Origin of the sequence: Rhodovulum sp. YNF3179 (assembly GCF_050586465.1) — a bacterium.
Lineage (GTDB): Bacteria > Pseudomonadota > Alphaproteobacteria > Rhodobacterales > Rhodobacteraceae > CAJXYS01.
Genome location: NZ_JBOCEG010000004.1, coordinates 140,262 through 157,459, shown reverse-complemented (window position 1 = coordinate 157,459; position 17,198 = coordinate 140,262). Strand labels below are relative to the sequence as shown.

The window sequence follows — 17,198 nt, the reverse complement described above, 5'->3', positions numbered from 1 at the left end:
GTCACCAGCGCGAAAGCGCGTCCTCGTCCTCGTCCCTGGCCGCGACCCAGGCGGCGCCGTCGGCGGTGACTTCCTTTTTCCAGAAGGGCGCGCGGGATTTCAGGTAGTCCATCAGGAACTCGGCCGCCTGGAAGGCATCCGCGCGGTGCGGCGCGGCGGTGGCCACCATCATGATCGTCTCGCCCGCGGCCAGCGCGCCGTAGCGATGGATCACCAGGCTGTCGGCCAGGCGCCAGCGGCGGACGGCCTCGGTCTCGATCTTGGCAATCGCGGACTCGGTCATGCCGGGGTAATGCTCGATCTCCATCCGATCGAGCCCGCCCGTATCGAGATCGCGCACCACGCCCGTGAAACTGACGATCGCCCCGGCGCCCGCGGCGGCCGCGGTGAACGCGTTCAGTTCGCCCCCCGGGTCGAAGCCCGCTTCCTGCACGCGCACCGCCATCTCAGCCCCCCGTCATCGGCGGGAAGAAGGCGACCTCGCGCGCGCCGTCGAGCGGCGCGTCGAAACCGGTCAGTTCCTGGTCGACCGCGACCCGCAATGCCGAGAGATCGGCGAAAGCGGCGGCGTAGCGATCCTCGCGCGCGCGCAGCTCCTCGACCAGCTCAGCCACCGTTTCCGCACCGGTTTCGACCCGCTCCCTGGGCAGACCGATCCGCTCGCGCACCCACGCGAAGTAGAGAACGTCTATCATCGGGGCTCCTCGTTCTCTTTCAGGTAAGGCAAGGATTTCACGAAATACTCGTAGCCGGTCACCAGCGTCAGCGCCGCCGCGACCCAGAGCAGCACGATGCCGCCGTAATGTGTCGCCATGGCCCCGTTGTATTTCCAGCCGAGGCCGACGGCATCCTCTTCCTCGCCGGCGAGGATGCGGCCGACAAGCTCGGCATCCATGCCGATGGTCTGCATACCGAAATAATGCTCGAAGAGCCCGCGCGCAAACAGCACCGCGATCGCGACCATCTGCACCGTGGTCTTCCACTTGGCCAGCTGCGTGACCTGCAAGAGCCCGGCCTTGGCGCCCAGGAACTCGCGCAGGCCCGACACGAAAACCTCGCGGAACAGGATGGCGGTGGCCGGCAGCAGGATCCACGGGTTCATCCCGGAAAGCCCGGTTACGATCAGCAGCGCGATCACCACCATGGCCTTGTCCGCGATCGGGTCCAGCATGCGGCCGAACTTCGTTTCCTGTTTCCAGGCGCGGGCAAGGTAGCCGTCCACGAAATCCGTCACCGAGGCGCCGACGAAAAGCATCAGCGCGAACCAGTCCGCCCAGGGCCGCGCGAAATACAGGAACATGACGGCCACCGCCGGGGCGGCCAGCAGGCGCAGCACTGTCAGGATGTTGGGCAGCGTCCAGATCATGGCCCCGTTCCTACCGCGTCAGCCGCGGTCATGGAAGAAGTCATAGATGGTCTGGGCCAGCGATTCCGATATCCCGTCGACCGCCTTCAGATCGGCGAGCCCGGCGCGGCTGACGGCCTTGGCCGATCCGAAATGCGCCAGCAGCGCACGCTTGCGCGTCGCCCCCACGCCCGGCACCTCGTCGAGCGGCGTGGCGCCGACGGCCTTGGCGCGTTTCTGGCGGTGCGCGCCGATCGCGAAGCGGTGCGCCTCGTCGCGCAGGCGCTGAACGAAGTAGAGCACCGGATCGTTGTGGCGGAGCGCGAAAGGCCGCTGGCCGGGGCGGTGGAATTCCTCCTTGCCGGCGTCGCGGTCCACGCCCTTGGCGACCCCGACCATCGCGATGTCGTCCACGCCGAGATCGGCCATGATCCCGGCCACCGCGCTGACCTGTCCCTGCCCGCCATCGATCAGCAGAAGATCCGGCCAGGCGTCGCTCTCGCGGTCGGGATCCTCCTTGAGCAGGCGCTTGAAACGGCGCGTCAGCACCTCTTTCATCATCCCGAAATCGTCGCCCGGGGTCAGGGCGTCGCCGCGGATGTTGAACTTGCGGTACTGGTTCTTGAGATAGCCCTCGGGGCCCGCGACGATCATCGCGCCCACCGCGTTCGCGCCCTGGATATGCGAGTTGTCGTAGACCTCGATCCGCTGCGGCGGCGTCTCCAGCCCGAAGGCCTCGGCCAGGCCCTTCAGCAGCCTGCCCTGGGTGGCGGTCTCGGCCATCCGGCGGCCGAGGCTCTCGCGCGCGTTGCGGGTGGCGTGGGCGATCAGTTCCGCCTTCTCGCCACGGCGGGGCACGGCGATCTCGACCTTGTGGCCGGCGCGTTCGGCCAGGAGGTCCGCCATCAGGTCCGCGTCCTCGATCGGATGCGACAGGAGCAGCAGCCGCGGCGGCGCCTTGTCGGCATAGAACTGGCCGAGGAACGCCTCGAGCACTTCGGGAGCCTCGGCGCCCGCGCCGGTGCGGGGATAGAAATCGCGGTTGCCCCAGTTCTGGTTCGCCCGGACGAAAAAGACCTGGACGCAGGCCTGCCCGCCTTCCATGTGGACGGCGATGACGTCCGCCTCGGCCACGCCGCGGGGGTTGATGCCCTGGGCCGACTGCACCTGGGTCAGCGCCCGAATGCGGTCGCGCAGCGCCGCCGCGCGCTCGAACTCGAGCCCTTGCGAAGCCGCGTCCATTTCGGCGGCGAGTTTTTCCTGGATACGGGTGGATTTGCCCGACAGGAACCGCTCGGCATCCGCCACCAGGGCGGCATACGCTTCTTCGCCGATATAGCCGACGCAGGGGGCGCTGCAGCGCTTGATCTGGTAGAGCAGGCAGGGCCGGGTCCGCGAGTCGAAGGTGGAGTCGGTGCAGTTGCGCAGCAGGAACGCCTTTTGCAGCTGGTTGAGCGTCCGGTTCACCGCGCCGGCACTGGCGAAGGGGCCGTAATAGTGCCCCTTCTCGGCCTTTCGTCCGCGATGCTTGCGGATCTGTGGATAGGCGTGGTCGGTGACGAGGATGTTCGGGAAGCTCTTGTCGTCGCGCAGAAGCACGTTGAAGCGCGGCTTCAGCTGCTTGATCAGGTTCTGCTCAAGCAGCAGCGCCTCGGTCTCGGTCTCGGTCGTGAGAAACATCATCGACGCGGTTTCCGAGATCATCCGCGCGATGCGGGCGCTGTGCCCGCCGGGCTTGGCATAATTCGCGACGCGCTTCTTCAGGTTCCGCGCCTTGCCGACGTAAAGCACCTGGCCCCGCGCATCGAGCATCCGGTAGACGCCCGGGCTGCCCGGCAGCGTCCGCAGATAGGCCTGGATGCAGGCATGCCCGCGCACCGCATCGCCGGACAGGACGGTGTCATCGGGGGGCAGGTTCGAGGGCGCGTGCGGGTCTGTCATGGGCGTCGGTCTGATTCCTCACTCGGCTGCATCTTCATGCAAGTGTTTTCAAGGGAAAAGCTTTCCACGGAAACTGTGGATAAACCTGCGGATAACAATCCGCCTCTCGGAAAATCGTGTTGAATCCAAAGCGGTTCATCGGAATGCCCAATTTTTGGGCACAAAAACAACCCCTTGATATTACGTCAAAATTTTATGCGACCCGGGCAAACGACTGAAAACACTGCAAAAATCGTAACGGATTTGTGACGTCTTCGGTGCGGGTGGACAAGTGCCCGGTCGAAAGCCCGTCCCGACGCCGGCGCGCGGTTTATTCGGCGCCCAGCACATCCGGGGTCTGCCACGCCAGGTGCTGCCCCCCGTCGATGCAGAGAAGCTGGCCGGTCAGGGACTTCGATTCGAGGATGTAGCCCATCGCGGCGACGATATCCTCAGGGTCCGCGCCACGGCCCAGGACCGTGGCCGCGCGCTGGCGCGCGAAATGCTCGGTGGTCTGACGCGCACCCTGCATGGTCGGGCCGGGGCCGATCGCGTTGACGCGGATCCCGGGGGCCAGCGCCTGCGCCGCTGTCTGGGTAAAGGCCCAGAGCCCGGCCTTGGCGATCGTGTAGGTCATGAATTCGGGCGTCAGCTTGCGCACCCGCTGGTCGATCAGGTTGATCACCGCCGCCTGCGCGACCGGTTCGCCCGCAGCGTCCGTCGCGGCCGGGGGCGCCTGGTGCGCGAAATCCTGGGTCAGCCGGAACGGCGCCCGAAGGTTGGATTCCAGGTGGCGGTCCCAGCTTTCACGGGTTGCGGTCTCGATGTTGTCGTACTCGAAAATCGAGGCGTTGTTCACGAGGATCGACAGCGGTCCGCCCAGCGCCTCGGCCGCGCGGCCGACCAGCGTGGCGGCCTGCGACTCGTCCAGCAGATCGGCCTGCAGGACAGCGACCTCGACGCCGAGCGCCTCGATCTCGCGGGCGGTCTCGCGGGCACCGGTATCCGAACTCGCGTAGTGTATCGCCACCGGGCAGCCGCGCTGCGCCAGGCCCAGCGCCATCGCGCGGCCCAGCCGCTTGCCCGCCCCCGTCACGAGTGCCTTGCCCTGGATCATCGTCTCACACTCCCGTCAGCAGAACGTAGACATAGGCCAAGTAGAGCCCGGTCAAGACGACACCCCAGATCCGCGTGATGTCCCGGCGCATCAGCACGAAGGGGAAGATCAGCAGCGATGCGCCCGCCATGACCCAGAGATCGAAGCGCAGGAATTCGGGATCGACGGGAATGTCGCCGAACAGCGACGCGACGCCCACGATGGCGATCAGGTTGAAGATGTTGGAGCCGATCACGTTGCCGAGCGCCACGTCGGCCTGGCGCCGGATGGCCGCCATGACGGTGGTCGCCAGCTCCGGCAGAGACGTGCCGAGCGCGATCAGCGTCAGGCCGATCACCGTGTCGCTGACCCCGAAATCCTCGGCGAGGTTCACGGCGGCGTCGACCAACAGGTCGGCGCCCAGCGGCAGGCCGATCAGCCCCAGCAGGATGAAGATGCCGATCCGCCACCACGGCATTTCCGGGTCGGCCTCTTCCAGCACCTCGACGTCTTCCATCGCGGCCGCCTGGCCGTTGTCGCGAAACCGCTTGGCGGTGATGAAGGCATCGGCCAGCACCAGGGACAGCACCGCCAGCAGGATGAGCCCGTGCCACCACAGGATCGGCCCGACGAAGCACAACCCGATGAAGAGCGCGGTGACCGCCAGCATGATCAGATAGGTCCGGCTGGAGTCGCAGCGGCTGGTATGCAGGCCGGACACCATCGCCGGCACCCCGAGCACGAGCAGGATATTGGCCGTGTTCGACCCCACGACATTGCCAAGCGCGATGCCCGGCGCATCCTCGAGCACCGCCTTGACACCGATCAGCAGCTCGGGCGCCGAGGTGCCGAAGGCCACGATCGTCAGGCTGACGATCAGCGCCGGAATGCCAAGCCGGAGGCTCAGGTTGACCGTGCCCCGCACGAGCGAGTCGCCGGCCAGCAGCAGGATCACGAGCCCGAGAACGAGATAGAGTAAATCCATGACGGTATCGGGGCCTCGCCTTTGCTGCCGTCAGGTCTTGTCTTCGCAGATGCAACGTCCGCCGCCCGGGATCGGGCTGCCGCATCTGCGGCATTTCTTGACCCGCGAGAGGCGGAGTTTCTCCGCCGTTCGGCGGATCGACCTGGGCGCGCGAAGCTTGCCGAACATGGCCAGCACGAGGACGCCGATCAGGAAAAGGGTGACGATCTTGACCAAGGTTACAGCCCGTATTGCGCCCAGAGGGCGCGTTCCTCGACGAGGCCCGCCGCATCCTCCATCGCGCGCATGCCCAGCCGCGCGAAGAATGACCGGCGCCGGCCATGGGTGGTGAAGCGGGTCTTGGGGCCGAAGCGTTCCTTCATGCGCGGCACCAGGTGCCCCAGCCCATCGGCGAGGCCCAGCGCGACCGCCTCTTCGCCAACCCAGACGTCACCGCTGAAGAGATCCGCCGCCGTGTCGAGCTTGTCGCCCCGCCGGGCCTTGACCTGTGCGATGAAGCCGTCATGCACCTTGGCCTGGAGCCGCTTCAGCCGCTCGACGTCTTCTTCGCGCTCGGGGCGGAAAGGGTCGAGCAGGCTCTTGTCCTTGCCCGCGGTGTGGACGCGGCGCTCGATTCCGTAGCGCTTCATCAGGCTGTTGAACCCGAAGCCGGCATAGATCACGCCGATCGAGCCGACGATCGAGGCGCGGTCGACATAGATCTCGTCCGCGGCGCTTGCCAGCCAGTACCCGCCGGAGGCCGCGAGATCCTCGACGAAGGCGAAGACCGGCACCTCCTTCTCCTCTGACAGGCGGCGGATCCGCGCCGCGATCAGCGACGATTGCACGGGCGACCCGCCGGGCGAATTGATGGCCAGGGCCACCGCCGCGGGCTTGCCCTTGGAAAACGCCTTCTCGATGAGGGGTTCGAGGGCCGCGTCGTTCAGCCCGCCGGAGCCGAAGCGCCCGCCCGATCCGATCATGCCGTTGAGCGGCAGGATGGCGACCAGCGGGGGGCGTTTGATGAAGGGCAGAGAAAGGTTCATGGGCGTGGATGTAGAGGCTGGCCGCGTTCAGAACAAGGCACGCCGCGCCGATTGCCCCGCGTTTTGCCCGCAAACCGCCTCGGGACCGAAAACGGGGCGGCCGAGGCCGCCCCAGGGATGTGCACTGCGCCGGGCGCAGCCGTGTCAGTTGCTGACGCTCTCCAGGTAGGCGAAGAGGTCTTCGGGGTTCTGCACCCGCTGCGCGGCCATCTTGGCCTGCGCGGATCCGCCGAGATATTCGGCCAGGAATCCGCGCGGGTCCTGGATATAGGCCGAGAAACTCTCGACGTCCCAGGTGAGCCCCTGCGCGCCGGCCTCGACGATGCTGTCGCCGTAGTTGAAGCCCTCGACCGCGCCCGCCTGGGCCCCGGGAATGCCATAGAGGTTCGGGCCGACCTTGCCGCCGCGAACGATGGCGTTGCCGTCGTTATCCACGATCTCGTGGCAGGCACGGCATTTGCGGAATTCCTTTTCACCGGCGGCGGGGTCCCCCTCGGCCAGGGCCGGGCCGCTGACGATCATTGCTGCGGCAAGTGCGAAAAACGGTTTCATTCTTTCCTCTCCTCACGGCGCGTTGCGCTTTTGGTCCTACGACAGGCGGAACCTGGCCGGCAGGCAAACCCACGCCGTCCGGGCAAACCAAGGCTCTGCCTTGGGGGAATTCTCGGCATCCAGCCGCGATGCGCAACGATGAATCCGCCGGGGCGGCAGAATGCAGCGGTTCGCCCCTTCGTTCGGGGCACCGCCCCCCGGTCAAGCCCTCCGAAAGGCGTGGTCACCCTGTCAGTTCGCGCGTTTGCCGCGCGGTGTTCTGGCCTGTTGACAATCCCCGGCGCATCCCCACCGAGGGCCGAGTCACGCGCCACCAGCCGTCTCTCCGCCCGGCAGCCGGCCCGGCGGCATCTCTTTTCACATCCCGGCGGCGCCGCAGCCGGCAGCGCCGCCCCGGCCAAGCCAGAGCGGCGTTTGGCGAGGGTGGCAAAGCGCCCGAAGCTCCCCCGAAAGACCGGTTTCCCGTGCGTTTACCGTCCGTTCCGGCCCCCTGGCCGCCGTCGCCGACGGGTCGGTCCTGCGCGACGCCATGTGGATAACACTGTGGGCGAAAGCGCAGGACCCCGGCCGCCGCGCACCGCGCGCCTGCAACCGGCGGAGCGCGGGTATCACATGGATAGCCCGGAAAGGATTTTTATCGGCTAGCCGATTCGCGTTAGCTTAATCAGGTTTAAGCATTGATATATGTCATGCCGCCCACGGGTGACTGGCGTAGAGTGCAATCACGTATCAAAGCCAATAATCGAACGGAGGTAGTTACATGTCGCGGAAGTTTCTGACCATTGCTCTCGGAATCGCCCTTTCGGCCGGCGCGGCCAGCGCCCAGGACGCCGATGTCGGTGAGCGGTCCTACATGCAGTTTTGCGCGACCTGTCACGGCGCCGACGGGGCTGGCGAAGGGCCGCTGACCCAGATCATCTCCGACAAGGTGCCCGATCTGACCCAGCTGTCGGCGAATAACGACGGCGAATTCCCGATGCTGGACGTGATCCACGTGATCGACGGGCGCACCGGCCTGCGCGGCCATGGCGGGCCGATGCCGGTCTATGGCGCGCTCTTCGACGAGGAGGTCGAGAACCCCGGCCCCTTCGGCGCCGTGCTCTATACCCGCGGGCGGATCCTGTCGCTCGCCTATTACCTCGAGTCGCTGCAGCAGTAACCGCCTACACCCTGCCCGGGCGCGTCCGGGCAGGCGTTCCGCCAACGCATCATGCGCCCGCGGCCAGGCCGGGCCGGCCGGCCTGGCCCGCGCGCAGCCCTTCGGCCGCGTCGCGGACGACCTCCGAGATCTGTGCGAGCTGCCCCGCGAGCGGGCTGGACTTTCGCCAGATCATGCCGACGGTGCGCGTCGGCTGCGGGTCCGCGAAGCGGGCAACGGAAACAGGCGCGGAACGCGTTTCGACCGGCACCGCCATGTCCGGGATCAGCGTCACGCCGATTCCCGCACCGACCATCTGCACCAGCGTCGAGAGCGAGCTGCCCTCGAGCCCCTCGCGGGGCAGGGACGACTGGATATTGCAGAACGACAGCGCCTGGTCGCGGAAACAGTGCCCCTCTTCGAGCAGCAGAAGCCGCATCTCGCGCAGGGTCTCGCGGCAGGGCACGGGGGTGCCCGCCTCGGCCTCGGGCCTGACCAGCACGAAGGATTCGGTGAACAGGGCGGCCTCTTCCAGCGACGGCTCCGACACCGGCAGCGCGACGATCGCCGCGTCGAGCCGCCCCTCCGTCAACTCGCGGATCAGCGTCGGGGTCAGCGTCTCGCGCACGTGAACGTCGAGCCCGGCATTCATCCGCGTGAGGCTGCGGATGACCGCGGGAAGCAGGTAGGGCGCGATGGTCGGGATCACCCCGATCCGCAGCCGTCCGGCCAGGTGATCCTGCGCCGCCCGCGCCAGGTCCCCGAGTTCGTCCACCGACCGCAGGATCCCGCGGACCCGGGCCGCGAAGGCCTCGCCGAAACCGGTCAGCCGCACCTGCCGGGTGCTCCGCTCGAACAGCGCCGTTCCGAGCGACGCCTCGAGTTCCCGGATCTGCATGGACAGCGCCGGCTGCGAGATCGCGCAGGCATCGGCCGCGCGCCCGAAATGGCCGTGTCGCGCCAGGGCATCGACATAGCGAAGCTGCTTGAGGGTCAGGTTCATCATAAGCGTGTCTTATATCTGAAATCAGAAATTTCAACTTATTCTAATGAAGGGTTTTTGGTAGGACTCACCCCGGAAGCGGGTTCGGCGGCAGGTCCCCTGCAGCCGGCGCCCGCCGGGAACGCATTTCATACCTAACCAGGATCGGAGAGAATTATGGACGGAAACGACATGGGCAAAGTCGGCAAGTGCCCCGTGATGCACGGTGGCATGACCTCGACCGCCAGCTCGGTGACCGATTGGTGGCCGAACTCGCTGAACCTCGACATCCTGCACCAGCACGACACCAAGACGGACCCGATGGGCAAGGATTTCGACTATCGCGAAGAGCTGAAGAAGCTCGACGTCGCCGCGCTGAAGAAAGATCTCACCGACCTGATGACCGACAGCCAGGAGTGGTGGCCGGCCGACTGGGGTCACTATGGCGGCCTGATGATCCGCATGGCCTGGCATGCCGCGGGCTCTTACCGTCTGGCCGACGGCCGCGGCGGCGGCGGCACCGGCAACCAGCGTTTCGCGCCGCTGAACTCCTGGCCGGACAACACCAATCTCGACAAGGCGCGGCGCCTGCTGTGGCCGGTCAAGAAGAAGTACGGCAACAAGGTCAGCTGGGCCGACCTGTTCATCCTCGCCGGCAACATCGCCTACGAGTCGATGGGGTTCAAAACCTTCGGCTTCTCCTTCGGCCGCGCGGATATCTGGCACCCCGAGAAAGACACCTACTGGGGCGCCGAGAAGGAATGGCTGGCGCCGTCCGACAGCCGCTATGACGACGTCGCGAACCCGTCGACGATGGAAAACCCGCTGGCCGCCGTGCAGATGGGTCTGATCTACGTGAACCCCGAGGGCGTGAACGGCACCCCCGATCCCCTGAAGACTGCCGGCCAGGTGCGCGAGACCTTCGCCCGGATGGCCATGAACGACGAGGAAACCGTCGCGCTGACCGCCGGCGGCCACACCGTCGGCAAGACCCACGGCAACGGCGACGCGGCCAATCTCGGCCCGGACCCGGAAGCCGCCGACGTCCACGAACAGGGTCTTGGCTGGAACAACCACGTCACCCGCGGCGTGGGCCGCGACACCGTGACCAGCGGCATCGAGGGCGCCTGGACCACCAATCCGACCAAGTGGGACAACGGCTACTTCCACCTTCTGCTGAACTACGAGTGGGAGCTGAAAAAGAGCCCCGCCGGCGCCTGGCAGTGGGAACCCGTCGACATCAAGGAAGAGGACATGCCGGTCGACGTCGAGGATCCCTCGATCAAGGTCAAGCCGATCATGACCGACGCCGACATGGCAATGAAGATGGATCCGGACTACCGCAAGATCTCCGAGCGGTTCTACAACAACCCCGAGCAGCTGGACGACGCCTTCGCCCGCGCCTGGTTCAAGCTGACCCATCGCGACATGGGGCCCAAGGCACGCTATTTCGGTCCGGAAGTGCCCGAGGAGGACCTGATCTGGCAGGATCCGGTGCCCGCGGGCGCGACCGACTACGACGTCGAGGCGGTCAAGGCCAGGATCGCCGATAGCGGCCTGTCGGTCGCCGAGATGGTCGCCACCGCCTGGGACAGCGCGCGGACCTTCCGCGGCTCTGACATGCGCGGCGGTGCGAACGGTGCGCGCATCCGGCTCGCCCCGCAGAAGGACTGGGAGGGCAACGAGCCCGACCGCCTGCAGAAGGTTCTCTCCGTGCTCGAGCCGATCGCGGCCGAGACCGGTGCCAGCATCGCCGACGTGATCGTGCTGGCCGGCAATGTCGGCATCGAGAAAGCCGCCAAGGCCGCGGGACACGACATCACCGTGCCCTTCGCGCCGGGACGTGGCGACGCCACCGACGAGATGACCGACGCCGAGTCCTTCGAGCCGCTGGAGCCGATCGCGGACGGCTACCGCAACTGGCTCAAGAAGGACTACGCCGTGAGCGCCGAGGAGCTGATGCTCGACCGGACCCAGCTCATGGGGCTGACCGCGCCCGAGATGACCGCCCTCGTCGGCGGCATGCGCGTGCTCGGCACCAACCACGGCGGCACCAGCCACGGGGTCTTCACCGATCGCGAGGGCGCGCTGACGAACGACTTCTTCGTCAACCTGACCGACATGGCCTACAGCTGGGAACCCGCGGGCAACGGCATCTACGAGGTGCGCGACCGAAAGTCCGGCGACACCAAGTGGACGGCCACCCGCATCGACCTGGTCTTCGGGTCGAACTCCATCCTGCGGGCCTATGCCGAGCTCTACGCCCAGGACGATTCGGAAGAGAAGTTCGTCGATGACTTCGTTGCGGCCTGGACCAAGGTGATGAACGCCGACCGCTTCGACATCGCCTGATCACGGGCATCGGCCCCGGGCCTGCCCCGGGGCCGCGATAAGTCCCAGAGGCGGCGTGCCTATCGCGGCACGCCGCGCCCCCTGACGCGGTATCGGGCATCGCGCTGCGATCGGTCAGGGCAAAACGAATTGTGGCATGTGGCGACTGACGCAGCCCGTGGCGATCTCGCTTTCGGGCGCCGAGACGAAGGCGACCCCGATATCCCGGGCGCAATCGGAAAAGCCGATCACGCCGTGACCGACATCCGGGAACCGGATCAACCTTGCGCCCGAGAGGTATCCTGCAGCGTCGACGCCCCAGGACGGCGCGGTTTGGGTGTCGTTCAGGCCGACAAGCACGAGGGTCGGAATATCGCTGCGGACCGGCGCATGGTAGCCGGCGCGCGGCGCGGGCGGCACCAGGTCGCACAGATCGAACAGGCGATCGGATGCGAGCGAAGAGCGCCGCAGGAAATCGAAGCGCAGGCCGGCATTGAATGCGGCCATGCCTTCGCGGCTGTTGAAGGGCACGTGTTCCTGGCAGGCGACGAGGGCATGATCGAGCGTCCGAAGCACCGGGTGCACCAGCCCGTCCACCTTCGACCGGAGGTCGCCGTAGAAGCCCCGCACCTCCCGTGGCGTCATCAGGTCGACGATCTCCAGCGCCCGGATCCGGCTGCGCGCCGTGAGATGTGTTTCCGCGAACCTGCGGAGCGTCCCTTTCGACGGGTCGGCCGTGGCGAGGCCGGCATAGGCGGACAGCAGGCGCATTGCCGCCTCGGGCTGTGATCTCAGGGCGAGGTTCCCGGTGATCTGCCGGTCAAGCAGATGCACAAGGTCGGATCGCCCGGCGGCCACGCGATCAAGCGACATCTCCAGATCCTGCAGGACATCGGCGAGGGCGGCACGATCCCGTTCGCCGATCTCCGCCATGCCGAGCGCGGCACGTGCCAGCGCCGCCTGCTCGGGCGTGATCTGATCGCGATGGGCGCCAAGCGCCCCGTCAGAAAATGTCCGTGGCACGGTTCCGCCCGCGCTCAACATGTCCCAGGTGTCGGTGATGCCCAGGTCCCATTCGGTCAGGATGATCGGAATATGGGCCGTCGCCTCTGGCCAGTAGCTGCGGTCGTTCCGCCCCTCGAAAAGATCGAGGAGCGTATCGATCGTGATCGGCGGGCGCCCCCGCGCCGATGGAATGGGGTCCGCCGCGAGCTTGCCGGCCACGCGGTGCAGAAGCGCCTCGAGATCCGGGTAGGCCGCGCGGCACGCGCCGTCGCCCGCACAGAGATCGAGCACCGCCTGCGTCGCTTCGGCCAGTGGTTCGACATTGCGCTGGTAGCCCGGAACATGCGGTGGCAACACGCTGTCGAGAACGACGCTCCGCAAGCCGACCGGCGCGGTGCGCATGATCTCGAGCGCAAGTTGCGTGCCGTAGGAGATGCCGTAGATATTGTAGTCGCTGTATCCGAGGGTGGAGACGATCGCGCGCACGTCCCGGGCACTCTGGGTTGTATTGAAGAGCGTGAGATCGACGCCGTTCTCCCGGATCTCTGCCAGGCAGTCGGCCAGGAACTCCAGCCCTATCCCGCGGCCGGTAATGGTCGGGTCGACGAAATCCGCCATCCGCTCCGCCGCGTTGCGCGAGCAGGTCACCACCTCGGCGGATCGCCCGGCCGCCCTCTGATCGAAGAGCACCACGTCCCGATGCTCGCGGAAGCCGGAAAAGAGCGGCAGGATTTCACCCGCCAGGTCGTCCAGCGCGCCTGCCCCGGGGCCGCCATGCAGGTAGACCAGAGGATCGGGCGCGGGCGAGAGGGTCCGCGCGCGCAGCACCGCGAAGGCCAGGTCCAGCGTCTTGCCCTGTGGCAGCTCGTGGTCGCGCGGCACCTTGGTCCGCCCGCAGATCACCGTTTTGCCCTCGACCTCGAAGGCGGGAAGCGGGCGCGGACAAGGGTCGACCACGACCTCGTAGCGAATGTCCGCCCCGCCGGCCTTGATGTGGAAAAAGGCATCGGGGTCCGGCTCGCCGGAGAGAAGAGCGGCCACCACCGCGGCGACTTCGGACGCGTTCATGGGCGGTCAGACCGTAGCCGTGCCATCGTCGCAATGCGTCCGGATCATTCGACGACCGTGAAGGTCACGATGGCGGTGGTCGTGCCCTGCGCCGCGTCCGCAACGGTCACCCGAAGAGCGTGATTGCCGGCTGGCAGGTCTGCATTCTTCGCGATGAGCCGGTTGCCGATGATCCTGGCTTCGCGGGTCAGCCGGCGCGTGACGTTGGTCCAGATCGGGCCGAGTTTGTATTCAATCTTGAGCGAGCCCATGTCCACGCCCGCCTCTCCGCGCGGCTGCAGGGCGACGTCAAAATCGATCGGCGACTTCAACTCGAACCCGACCGGGGAATTCACCGCGATCGTCGGGCCGTCATTCCTTTTGAGCGAAATCGAGTCTTCTTGCATCAACGTCGTGAAATCCAATTCCCCGGATTCCGAGATATGCGCATTCCGGGTCGCCACTTCTTCGGTCGTCAGAAAGGAAAACGTATCTTCCATCGCGGATGCCGGGGATATCACCAACAACTGCAATGTGACGGCCAGCAGCAACACAGCTGAGTGACGGGACAACTTGCGCATGGAATGTCTCCATATTCCGGGCCCGAATAGAAAAGCTTGGAAAAAGACCACCGTCCGTTCCGCGCTCTTTCAACGCGTGCGGCCAGTCAGCTTTTCACCGCACATTCCTGTCCCGGATGGTGCCGTCCGAAACGGGCCTTGGCAACGTTTTTGACTCGGCGCGCATTATTTCCACCCCGCGATCGGCGCTATTGCCCGCGGCGTTTCACCGACAGCAGGCAATGGCCGGCCCGGGGATGACGCGCCGGGATATCGCGGGCCATGGCGTCTACCATTCCGATATGCGCGAGCGATCCGTTATGGCCCGCGTTACCGGCGCCGGCCGCCTGTCGACGTCCGAAACCGCTGGCCACGCATTCCCACCCGGCCGGTGCCGTCCGTTCGTCGAAACGGGCCGGGGCGTGCAGCGGCTGCCGCCCCGGACGCGCCGTTACAAGCTGTCGCCCGACGGGCGGGGTGCCGCTGGAGGCCGTCGCTGTAAGCTGGGCCGGGCGCGTCTTCCGGGACGGGATCGTTTTCCCGGAACGCGGCTTGGGACGCGGCACGACGATCGCATGGCTCGGTGTCAGAGTTTGCGCCTGGGGCGCGCCGGTATTGGCCCCGGTTCCTGCATTTGCCGGCATTTGACCGGGCACTGGAACGATCACGCCCGCGCCACCAGCCGGATATGCGACTTGGGGCACCATCGGCGGCGTCGCCCCGGGCGTGGCCGAAGGCACCTGCCGGGGCACCATCGGCGGGGTCGCGATGGGAGTGGGGGTCGGGGCTTGCGGCGTCACCAGAAGCAGGGTCTGACCCGGGATCGCCGGCCCCTGCGGCCCCGCCGGGGCCAGGATCGGCGTCGGCACGGGCGTGGCCGGAGGCACCCGCCGGGGGACCATCGGCGGGGTCGCCATCGGGGTGGGCGTTGGGGCCTGCGGCGTCACCAGAAGCAGGGTCTGACCCGGGACCGCCGGCCCCTGCGGCCCCGCCGGGGCCAGGATCGGCGTCGCCACGGGCGTGGCCGGAGGCACCCGCCGGGGGACCATCGGCGGGGTCGCTATCGGGGTGGGCGTCGGGGCTTGCGGCGTCACCGGAAGCAGGGTCTGGCCCGGGATCGCCGGCCCCTGCGCCCGCGCCGGGGCAGAGGTCGGCGTCGCCCCTGGCGTCGCCGAAGGCACCTGCCGGGGCACCCGCTGCGGGGTTGCGGTGGGGGTGGGGGTCGGGGTCGCGCGCACGCCGAACGCGACCTGAGGCAAGGTCGGCCTGGTCGCGGCCTGAGGTATCTTCTGATTGGATTGCGGCGGGTTGGGCGTCGCTTGCTGGGTGGCCGCCGGCACGGGCCGTTGCCGCGGGTTTGCAGGGCTGCTGGCCGGGCAGTTGCCGCTGTTTCCATGCCCATTGCAGGATCCATGGGTATGACCATGACTGCCACGCGAATGACCGTTGTTCCCGGCCTCGAGGGGTGCGGCCGGCAAGAAGGCAGCGAGACACGCGGCCGAGAGCAGGGACCCTGCAAGTTTTCTTGTCATATCGATCACCATGAACGTGTGTATCTCAGGTAGACGGCCGGGTCCCCGGCAGCGGTGACAGGCCCATCGGCAAGGGGCACGCCAACATACATGTCGACCTCGTTGACGCGGCCGAAAACGGCCTCGAGCCCCAATCCGACCGAGGCGAGAGACGTGCTGTCCTGTTCGAAAGCGCCCGGATCATTGTTCTCGATGTACCCGAAATCGACGAAGCCGTAGGGGGTAAGCCGATCGATGCCTCCCGACGCGGGGTAAATCGTCTGCGAAACCTCGACGGATCCGCCCAGGCCGCTGTCGCCGTCAGCCTCGTCGAACCTGTAGCCCCTGAGGCTGTCCGCCGAGCCGAGATAGAACTCCTCGACCCCCGGCAGGCGGCTGGTCGTGTATTGAGCGATAAGCTCGGCGCGAAGGGCTGCATTCTCGACCCAGCGGTCCAGGGGCGCCTCGTAGCCGATACCCGCCCGCAGATGCCAGAAGTCCGCGTCACCGTCATCGATGCCGGGCGTCAGCGCCCGGTGCTGGCCGAAAGACAGGTTCACCGCCGCCTCGAGAGAGCCGCCGCGGTCAAAGGAATGCCCATGGACATAGGTTGCGCCGACGACGTCCACGGCGCTTTCGATTTCCTCGCCCGGCACGCGCGAGACGCTGGAGGAGCGGCGTATGTCCAGGATGCCGTAGCCATAGCCATGAATGTTGCGGATGAAGGGATACCCGAACGCCAGCGCGTAGGTTTCGCCGTCGATCTCGGTCTCGGCAAAGCTGCCGGAGGCCCCGCGCCGCGCGGTCAGGTTGCTCGCGTATCCCTCTGCATAGGCCCCGCCGGCGCCGACAGGGGCGCGATACCGCAACGATCCGAAAAGCGTGAAATCGTCTTCGAGCTCGAAATCGGAATTCGCAAAGGCATCGAGCCCGAGGAAGTCACCCGCGACCGCCGAAGAGTAGAACTCCTGGCTCAGATGCAGATCGAGCGTCTTTCCGATACGACGGGGAGAGTGATCGACACTCAGGCTGCCGGACTGCGAGGCGGTCTCGGTCACCACGAGGCGCAGGCGCGCATCCGCGTCCGGTGCCGGATAGTCGATCTCTGCCTCGACACCAGCGCCGGAGAGATCGTCGGACAGCATGAGCGCGCGTTCGAACGTGTCGAGCCGCGCAACGGGTTCGCGGGCAAGCGGCGCGATGTAGCGGCGCACGGCCGCCGCCATCCGTGGTTCCGCGCCTTCTATCGAGATTTCACCGATACGCCCCTCATAGACCGAGAGCCGGACGCCGCCGCCCGGTGCCGGCCGCGCCGTGACCTCCGCCAGGAAATAGCCATCCTCGCGGTAGACTTGCTCCACGATGTCGGCAACCCCGCGGGGCGTCACGCTCGCCCCGCTGGCGATCAACGATCCGGTTGCAAACGACAGCAGCGCAGCCTCGTCGTAAAGCGTCACGCCCTCGAAGCGGTACCCCTCAAGAGTGATCGCGACGGGTTCCTGCGCCGTGGCGGAAAAGGAACCCGGGCCCAAAACCGAAATAGCCAGTGCCGCGGCGGAAATCGAGCGGGTGAGCATTCTGAAATCGGTCCTCGCAATAAATCGGGCGCTGATCCTGTCACGGCCCGGAAAACCATCGATCAGCCAGGGCCGAAGACCTTGGAGTAACACATATTCGGCAATTCAGGAGGAGGGCGAAAAT

At 66.9% G+C, this 17,198-nt stretch carries 15 protein-coding genes; 2 read left to right on the top strand and 13 right to left on the bottom strand.

The genetic code is table 11. The features are described 5' to 3' along the window. Position 1: 1 nt before the first annotated feature. From ACQ5SP_RS08460 to ACQ5SP_RS08420, 9 genes are all read right to left on the bottom strand, one after another. The gene (locus ACQ5SP_RS08460; RefSeq protein ID WP_430937919.1) at positions 2 to 445 is read right to left on the bottom strand and encodes a molybdenum cofactor biosynthesis protein MoaE; all 444 of its coding nucleotides are present in this window, start codon (positions 443 to 445) and stop codon (positions 2 to 4) included. A gap of 1 nt (position 446) precedes the next feature. After that, on the bottom strand, positions 447 to 695 hold the full coding sequence (gene moaD, locus ACQ5SP_RS08455; protein ID WP_430937918.1) for a molybdopterin converting factor subunit 1: 249 nt from the start codon (positions 693 to 695) through the stop codon (positions 447 to 449). After that, positions 692 to 1,366, bottom strand: coding sequence for a CDP-diacylglycerol--glycerol-3-phosphate 3-phosphatidyltransferase (gene pgsA, locus ACQ5SP_RS08450; protein WP_430937917.1), 675 nt, complete (start codon positions 1,364 to 1,366; stop codon positions 692 to 694). The genes moaD and pgsA overlap by 4 nt, the downstream gene beginning before the upstream one ends. An 18-nt stretch (positions 1,367 to 1,384) precedes the next feature. Further along, a complete protein-coding gene (uvrC, locus tag ACQ5SP_RS08445) occupies positions 1,385 to 3,286 on the bottom strand; it encodes an excinuclease ABC subunit UvrC (RefSeq protein ID WP_430937916.1) in 1,902 nt (633 codons plus the stop codon). Between the two features lie 310 nt (positions 3,287 to 3,596). Further along, the gene (locus ACQ5SP_RS08440; protein ID WP_430937915.1) at positions 3,597 to 4,382 is read right to left on the bottom strand and encodes an SDR family oxidoreductase; all 786 of its coding nucleotides are present in this window, start codon (positions 4,380 to 4,382) and stop codon (positions 3,597 to 3,599) included. A gap of 4 nt (positions 4,383 to 4,386) precedes the next feature. Further along, the gene (locus ACQ5SP_RS08435; RefSeq protein WP_430937914.1) at positions 4,387 to 5,346 is read right to left on the bottom strand and encodes a calcium/sodium antiporter; all 960 of its coding nucleotides are present in this window, start codon (positions 5,344 to 5,346) and stop codon (positions 4,387 to 4,389) included. 30 nt (positions 5,347 to 5,376) lie between these two features. After that, positions 5,377 to 5,562, bottom strand: coding sequence for a hypothetical protein (locus ACQ5SP_RS08430; RefSeq protein WP_430937913.1), 186 nt, complete (start codon positions 5,560 to 5,562; stop codon positions 5,377 to 5,379). Positions 5,563 to 5,564: 2 nt separating this feature from the next. Beyond that, positions 5,565 to 6,371, bottom strand: coding sequence for a S49 family peptidase (locus ACQ5SP_RS08425; RefSeq protein WP_430937912.1), 807 nt, complete (start codon positions 6,369 to 6,371; stop codon positions 5,565 to 5,567). A 144-nt stretch (positions 6,372 to 6,515) separates the two neighbouring features. After that, positions 6,516 to 6,923, bottom strand: a complete 408-nt coding sequence (locus ACQ5SP_RS08420; RefSeq protein ID WP_430937911.1) for a c-type cytochrome — start codon at positions 6,921 to 6,923, stop codon at positions 6,516 to 6,518. A 760-nt stretch (positions 6,924 to 7,683) separates the two neighbouring features. Between ACQ5SP_RS08420 and ACQ5SP_RS08415 the strand changes: the two genes are divergently transcribed. Continuing rightward, positions 7,684 to 8,082 carry a c-type cytochrome gene (locus ACQ5SP_RS08415; RefSeq protein ID WP_430937910.1) on the top strand — a complete coding sequence of 133 codons (399 nt, stop codon included), beginning with the start codon at positions 7,684 to 7,686 and terminating at the stop codon, positions 8,080 to 8,082. Positions 8,083 to 8,131: 49 nt separating this feature from the next. Here ACQ5SP_RS08415 and ACQ5SP_RS08410 read toward each other — a convergent pair whose 3' ends face one another. After that, entirely contained in the window at positions 8,132 to 9,067 is a 936-nt protein-coding gene (locus ACQ5SP_RS08410; RefSeq protein ID WP_430937909.1) for a hydrogen peroxide-inducible genes activator, read from the bottom strand. A gap of 153 nt (positions 9,068 to 9,220) precedes the next feature. Here ACQ5SP_RS08410 and katG point away from each other — a divergent pair, with 153 nt between their 5' ends. Beyond that, the gene (gene katG, locus ACQ5SP_RS08405; protein ID WP_430937908.1) at positions 9,221 to 11,395 is read left to right on the top strand and encodes a catalase/peroxidase HPI; all 2,175 of its coding nucleotides are present in this window, start codon (positions 9,221 to 9,223) and stop codon (positions 11,393 to 11,395) included. Positions 11,396 to 11,509: 114 nt separating this feature from the next. Here katG and ACQ5SP_RS08400 read toward each other — a convergent pair whose 3' ends face one another. The 3 genes from ACQ5SP_RS08400 to ACQ5SP_RS08390 form a co-directional block, all read right to left on the bottom strand. After that, positions 11,510 to 13,447, bottom strand: coding sequence for an alpha/beta hydrolase (locus ACQ5SP_RS08400; RefSeq protein WP_430937907.1), 1,938 nt, complete (start codon positions 13,445 to 13,447; stop codon positions 11,510 to 11,512). Between the two features lie 44 nt (positions 13,448 to 13,491). Beyond that, entirely contained in the window at positions 13,492 to 14,007 is a 516-nt protein-coding gene (locus ACQ5SP_RS08395; RefSeq protein WP_430937906.1) for a hypothetical protein, read from the bottom strand. A 1,516-nt stretch (positions 14,008 to 15,523) separates the two neighbouring features. Then, positions 15,524 to 17,074, bottom strand: a complete 1,551-nt coding sequence (locus ACQ5SP_RS08390) for a ShlB/FhaC/HecB family hemolysin secretion/activation protein (RefSeq protein ID WP_430937905.1) — start codon at positions 17,072 to 17,074, stop codon at positions 15,524 to 15,526. Positions 17,075 to 17,198: the final 124 nt, after the last annotated feature.